This is a genomic window from Polaribacter sp. (genome assembly GCF_965656025.1).
GTDB lineage: Bacteria > Bacteroidota > Bacteroidia > Flavobacteriales > Flavobacteriaceae > Polaribacter.
In genome coordinates this window covers 75,034-81,752 of record NZ_CBFHJT010000003.1, presented here as the reverse complement: position 1 = coordinate 81,752, position 6,719 = coordinate 75,034, and the positions used below count along the sequence as shown (strand labels likewise).

Annotated in this window: 6 protein-coding genes and 1 tRNA gene; 6 read left to right on the top strand and 1 reads right to left on the bottom strand. The window is 29.1% G+C overall.

Annotated features, from left to right (window positions below):
* The first annotated feature begins 1,106 nt into the window (after positions 1 to 1,106).
* Complete coding sequence (locus ACTG3S_RS01220) at positions 1,107 to 1,751, top strand: DUF6266 family protein (protein ID WP_439127554.1); 645 nt, start codon at positions 1,107 to 1,109, stop codon at positions 1,749 to 1,751.
* A gap of 131 nt (positions 1,752 to 1,882) precedes the next feature.
* Here the strand turns inward: ACTG3S_RS01220 and ACTG3S_RS01215 are convergent.
* Positions 1,883 to 1,955, bottom strand: a tRNA-Phe gene (locus tag ACTG3S_RS01215).
* Positions 1,956 to 2,054: 99 nt separating this feature from the next.
* Between ACTG3S_RS01215 and ACTG3S_RS01210 the strand changes: the two genes are divergently transcribed.
* From ACTG3S_RS01210 to ACTG3S_RS01190, 5 genes are all read left to right on the top strand, one after another.
* Positions 2,055 to 2,783 carry a type III pantothenate kinase gene (locus tag ACTG3S_RS01210; RefSeq protein WP_439127553.1) on the top strand — a complete coding sequence of 243 codons (729 nt, stop codon included), beginning with the start codon at positions 2,055 to 2,057 and terminating at the stop codon, positions 2,781 to 2,783.
* A complete protein-coding gene (locus tag ACTG3S_RS01205) occupies positions 2,780 to 4,066 on the top strand; it encodes a hypothetical protein (RefSeq protein ID WP_439127552.1) in 1,287 nt (428 codons plus the stop codon). The genes ACTG3S_RS01210 and ACTG3S_RS01205 overlap by 4 nt, the downstream gene beginning before the upstream one ends.
* Positions 4,067 to 4,083: 17 nt before the next feature.
* On the top strand, positions 4,084 to 5,415 hold the full coding sequence (locus ACTG3S_RS01200; protein ID WP_439127551.1) for a tetratricopeptide repeat protein: 1,332 nt from the start codon (positions 4,084 to 4,086) through the stop codon (positions 5,413 to 5,415).
* 4 nt (positions 5,416 to 5,419) lie between these two features.
* The gene (gene lptC / locus ACTG3S_RS01195) at positions 5,420 to 5,986 is read left to right on the top strand and encodes an LPS export ABC transporter periplasmic protein LptC (RefSeq protein ID WP_439127550.1); all 567 of its coding nucleotides are present in this window, start codon (positions 5,420 to 5,422) and stop codon (positions 5,984 to 5,986) included.
* A 229-nt stretch (positions 5,987 to 6,215) separates the two neighbouring features.
* Positions 6,216 to 6,719, top strand: a 504-nt coding sequence (locus ACTG3S_RS01190) for a CNNM domain-containing protein (protein ID WP_439127549.1), incomplete at its 3' end; no start/stop codon positions are given.

The window sequence follows — 6,719 nt, the reverse complement described above, 5'->3', positions numbered from 1 at the left end:
TACCTCAAAAACCTCTGTCTTTTATGTTGTTCCGCTTTCCCTCCAAAGTTTAGCGTTTTAATATTCTAAATGTACTTGCATTTTAAAGCTTGTCTTTTCGCACACTCAAACACAACTATAAAAAGCAATCTCTGCTATTGTTTTCATAAAACACAAAACTCCCCAAAGCTATATTTACATAATGCGCAGTTATACTGCTCTTTCGTAAACTACAGGCACTATAACGCCATTATGTAAAATAGCCACACATCCAACGCGCACATAGGATATTAATAATAATATTTAGATATTTTAATAACAATTCGTCTTTGTTGCATTGTTTTTATAAGTGCTTTTGGCAACTTTAAATGAAGGGTAGGTACTATCTAATTAAACCAAGAAAATCAAAGAAAATTTATAAAGCACATATAAAATCAAAAAAAGCCAATAAGAGTAAAACTTTTTATTTGTGAAGAAAATAAGTAGTAACCGTTTTCACTAAAAGTAAATGCATTTAGAGTAAATTGGAGTAGTTATTTAATAGGGTAATTAATTCATTAAAATAACAAATAGTAGGCATTCACTTTTAATAAAACCTCAATAAAATTAGAAAGCACAAATAAAAAGTCTTTACACTTATTCTCGCTTCTGCCCACGCACTAGGTACTACGTCTTTTATATTTTATAATCTAGTTAAAAGAAACCCACATCGTAGAGAGGTGGGTAAAAAATTGCTATGAAAGGTCATTAATATGACCCTTGAAAAAGAAATTAAATATAAACAAAAAAAATCATTCAATCGCCATTGGGCTAACATTTTAAAAGAATGATAAACTCCGCGCTTAAAACCAGCCTCTGTTTCTCAGTCTTTTAAAACGATATAACACCACTTTTTCCTTATCTCATTCAACTGCACAAAAATCCTGCTAAATTCATTTAGTTTCTTTATCAAAATTCTTTGTTTGTTTCATTTCGCTAAGTAAAAAGAGGTAAAAGAAAGTAAAAGATATTGATAGTGTCTATTGTTGAAGCAAAAAACATTAGTTTTAATTATATTAGTATAAAATCCGTAACAAATCCGTACCAAATCCAATGTTGAATATTAATTTTAAATATAAATAGTAGTAATGGGAAAAATATCTCAAGGAATTTTAGGAGGATTATCGGGTAAAGTAGGAAACGTTATCGGTGGTAGTTGGAAAGGAATTGATTATTTAAGAATCAAACCTTCAAGTGTTGCGAATCCAAGAACAGAAGGGCAAGTAAATCAAAGAAACAAGTTTAGTGCAACAATTGAGTTTTTACAACCGAATAAGGCTTTCTTAAATCTAGGTTATAAAGGTTTTGCATATAAAAAGACAGCTTTTAATGCTGCAATGTCTTATGTTTTAAAAAATGCAATTACAGGTACTGCACCAAATTTTACAGTTGATTATTCATTGGCTTTGTTGAGTAGAGGAAATTTGTCAAATGTCGTAAATGGCGCTTTTGATATTTCAATTCCAGAACAAGTTACTTTTACTTGGAATGATAATTCAGTAGATAGTAATGCTAATACAACAGATAAAGCGATGTTATTAGTTTATAACCCAAGTAAAAAAGAATCAATTTCCATTCTTAATGGTTCAGATAGATCAATTGGTTCAGATGTAGTTTCTATACCTATATCTTATGCAGGGGATACATTAGAGTTATTTATGGCTTTTGTTTCTTCTGACGGTAAAGAAGTATCTAATAGTGTGTATTTAGGTTCTGGTACGGCAGCTCCATAATTTTATTTATGGTAATAAAATACATATTGTAAACCGTTGTAATTTATTATGACGGTTTTTTTTATTAGCACCCTATTTAGCACCCTAAAAACAAAAAACCCTATAAACATTGAGTTTACAGGGTTTTTAAGTGGTACCTCCAGGAATCGAACCAGGGACACAAGGATTTTCAGTCCTTTGCTCTACCAACTGAGCTAAGGTACCATTGCCTTAGCGGATGCAAATATAAAATGTTTTTTTACATCTGCTAAAGAAAATTAAAAAAAAATGTAATCTTTTTTAATTTTTATCTAAATTTGAACAATGAATCTAATAATAGATATAGGTAATACAAGAGTTAAAGCTGCTGTTTTTAAAGAAGATAAGCAATTAGAATTATTGATTTTTGATAAGAAAAATATTATTTCAGAAATTAAAAAAATTATAAAAAAAAAGTCAATTTCACATATAATTATATCTAATGTAGCTTCAATTTCAGAAAAAAAAATACTGCAAATAGAAAAAATGGCTCCAATACTTGTGGTTTCATCAAAATTAAAAGTTCCATTTACTAATTTATATAAGACCCCAAAAACTTTAGGAGTAGATAGAATTGCATTAGTATCTGCTGCTGTAAAACAATTTTCAAACAAAAACGTTTTGGTTATAGATGCTGGTACTTGTATTACATTTGACTTTGTAAATAGTAATTTAGAGTATTTGGGTGGTGCAATTTCTCCGGGAATTCAAATGCGTTATAAAGCATTAGAAAAGTTTACTGCAAACTTACCTTTATTAAATAGTAATAAATTAGATAGTTTTATTGGTAAAAATACAAATGAAAGTATAATTTCTGGGGTTTTAAATGGTGTAACTAAAGAGATTGAAGGTGTAATATCTCAATACAAACAAAAATATTCTGATTTAACAATAGTTTTAACAGGAGGAGACATAAATTTCTTGTCAAAACAATTAAAAAGTAGCATATTTGCCAATCAAAATTTTCTCCTATTAGGATTGAATGAAATATTGAAACTTAACATAAGCAAATGATAAGAAAGATTTTAGTAACCTTATTACTGATTACTTCTACAACTTTATTAGCACAAAGAACAAGTTCTTCACCTTATTCTTTTTTTGGTATTGGTGAAGAATTCAGTCCAAGAACTGTAGAGCAAAATAGTATGGGTGGCATAGGAGTTGCTTTTAACCACTACAAATATTTAAACTTTACAAATCCGGCTGCAAATGCTTTTTTAAGGCAAACAACCTATTCAATTGGAGTTTTAAATAATAATTTAACTGTAAAAACAACAGATACCAAACAAACTTCTAACGGTACTAGTTTAAATTACATAGCATTGGGTTTTCCTATTGGTCAAAAAGCAGGGTTTTCTTTTGGTTTACAGCCAATTTCTTCAGTTGGTTATTCTCTGTCTGATAATAATTTTGAAGCAAATGGAGATTTACAGGCAATCACATTGTATGATGGTAATGGAGGTGTAAACAGAGTTTATGGTAGTTTTGGTATGATGTTAACCAAACAATTCGCATTAGGTATCGAAGCTGATTTTAGTTTTGGAAATGTAGAGAATTCTATTACAAACCAAAGAGCAGATGTAAGTTTAGCAACCAAATACAAAGAAACAAACACAATTAGAGGTGGTTCCGTTTCCTTTGGAGCACAATATATAAAGCCATTAAAAAATAATTTGCATTTAGATGCAGGTGCTACCTTAAAATTAGGTAATAATTTAAATGTAGAGGGTAATGATTATCTATACTCGGTATCAATTGGTGCAAGTGGTGGTGAATCACCAAGAGATACCATTGCTACAAATGTAATTTCTGGTAAATATGTATTACCATTAAAATCTACTCTTGGTGTAGGTATTGGTAAATACAATAAATGGTATGTAGGTTTAGAATACGAGAGTCAAGATGCTTTTGAAACAGAAGGAACACTTAATATTACAAACAATGCTTACAGATACGAAAATTCTAATAGATTCTCTCTTGGTGGCTTCTATCTGCCAAAAATAAACTCTATTTCAAGCTATTGGGACAGAGTAACATACAGAGCAGGTTTGCGTTTCGAAAAGGTAGGTTTATCTATAGATGGTAGTGGCAACTCAACTAATTTTACATCAATAAACGACTTTGGCATGTCTTTTGGTTTAGGTTTACCACTAAAGCAACTGTCTACCGTTAATTTAGGTTTAGAATATGGCAAAAGAGGTACAATATCAAATAATTTAATACAAGAAAATTATTTTAACTTTAGACTTAGTTTATCTTTAAGTGATACTTGGTTTAGGAAAAGAAAAATTGATTAACATATAAAACTATTAAAATGAAGAAAATTACGTTTTTATTAACTGCAATGTTACTTATAGCATCAGTAAAAACAAATGCACAGGTTACAAAAAGAGATTGTGAAATAAAATACAATCTTTTTAATGGTGATTTTAAATCTAAAAAGTATGATGATGCTTACAAAAATTGGATTTTCCTTATGGACAATTGTAAAGATTTGTCGGTAAATATTTATAAATATGGTTCTACAATTGCAGAAGATGTAAGAAAAGACCCGGCTTTGGCAAAAAGAGTTTATGAACAAAGATTACAATATTTTCCAGACGTAGATCCTGCAAAAGTACATAGTGATTACGCTACCTATTTATATGAAAATAAATTGGCTTCAGATGATGAGATTTTTGCAATTTTAGAAAAAGGATATAGCATAAACCCAACAAAAATGGGAGTTAAAAATTTATATATTTATTTTCAAGGAGTTACAGATAGAAATAAAGACACTAACCCGCAAAAAGTATTTGATACTTATGATGATGTTATAGAATCGGTAGGAAAAAAATTAGATGCATATGCTGTAAATATTAAAAAATATAGAGCAGATTCTGTAAATTTAGATAAAAAAGGTTTAAGAAGATTAAGAGCCTATAAAATTAACTCTAAAGCATTAGGTTCAATTGAAGTACAATTTGATAGAATTATAACAGAAATTGCAACTTGTGAACGTTTAGTTCCTTTATATCAAAGAGATTTTGAAGCGAACAAATCAAACTCAGTTTGGTTAAAAAGAGCAGTATCTAGAATGTTTAACAAAGGATGTCAATCAGATCCACTGTTTGAAAAATTAGTGAGAGCCTTTGCAGAAGCATCACCATCTCCAGAAGCATATTCATTTTTAGCTAATGTTTTAGAAGATAATGGCGATTCTGTAGGTGCAACAGCAATGAGAGAAAAGTCATTTAACTTAGAAACAGATCCTTTAAAAAAGGCAAAGTATAAATTAAAGTTTGCTCAATCAGCAAAAGATAGAGGGCAATATAGTAAGGCAAGAAGTTTAGCAAGAGAAGCTTTAAGTTTTGATCCAAACTCGGGTAGAGCATATTTATTTATTGCAACACTTTACCAAGCAAGTGTAAACAATTGTGGTGATAATTTATTTGAAAAAAGAATGGTATATGTAGCTGCTTTAAACATGGCAAGAAAAGCTGCAGCAGTTGACCCAAGTATTTCTTCTAAAGCAAGAAAATATATCAGTATTTACAAACAAAACGTACCGAGTAAAAAAGATATTTTTAATGCAACTGCAACACCAGGAGGTAAGTTTACCATTAAATGTTGGATTGGAGAAACCGTAAGAATACCAAATAAGTAGTTTTTTGATAAGCTATAAAGAAATACTAATAAAAAGCATTACTGTAATTTTTTGTACAGTAATGCTTTTTTCTTGCTCTAATAATTCAGAGGAAGTAAGTGATCTTTTAAAAGAACAAAATTTACCAATAGGTAAAGCTAAAGAAGCATATCATGTGTACAAAGATTCTGGTAAAATAACATCAAAATTAATTACACCATTATTGTTAGATTTTAGCAATAGAAAAAAACATCCTTATAATGAGTTTCCTAAAGGCGTAAAAATTATTAACTTTACAAATAATGAGCAAGACTCTGTTACCATAACTGGTAATTACGCATTAACCTATTCTAAAACAGAAGTTTCAGAAATTAAAGGAAATGTGGTGGTAATAAACCATAAAGATAAATCTAGGTTAGAAACAATACAAATGTTTTGGGATCAGAAAACAAAATATTTTGTATCTGAAAAACCTTTTACTTTGTATAAAGAAAATGATACTATTACAGGGATTGGTTTTGAGTGTAAAGAAGATTTAAGCAAACATCTTGCAAAACAAACAACAATTGTATTAGAAACAAAAGATAATTAAGATGAATAGACTTTGGAAATTTTTTCAGTACGGATATTTAATGGTTGCATTTATTTGTGTAGTAGAAGGTATTGTTCGCTGGAACACAGAAAGAAGTAGGGCTTATCTATTTTTAGGCTTTGCAATTTTTATTACCTTAGTGTTCTTCTTTAAAAGACATTTTAGAAAAAAAGTGCAGAAAAGAAACGAACAAAATCAAAATCAAAACAAATAGTTTATAATTTTCTGAATGGAAATTGAACTCATAATTATATTCCTATCCATTTTACTTTCCGCATTTTTTTCGGGAATGGAAATAGCTTTTGTTTCTGCCAACAAACTTCATATAGAGTTAGAAAAAAAACGGGAAGGTTTTATTCCTAAAATTTTAAATAAAATCACCCAGAAATCATCAAAATTTATTACCACTATGTTAGTAGGTAATAATATATCATTGGTAATTTACAGTTACTATATGGGTAAGTTTTTAATAAGAATTTTACCTTTAGAAAGCTATAATGAGTTTTCTGTTTTACTGCTTCAAACTATAATTTCTACCATAGTTATTTTAATAACTGCAGAATTTTTACCAAAAGCAATCTTTAGAATTTACGCCAATGAAGTTCTTAAAATATTTGCCATACCAGCATATGTGTTTTATATGCTTTTTCATTTCTTTTCAGAATTTATTACTATAATTTCTGACTTTTTTCTGCGTGTTTTTTTTAAAACAAATTCAGACGAACTACAAACG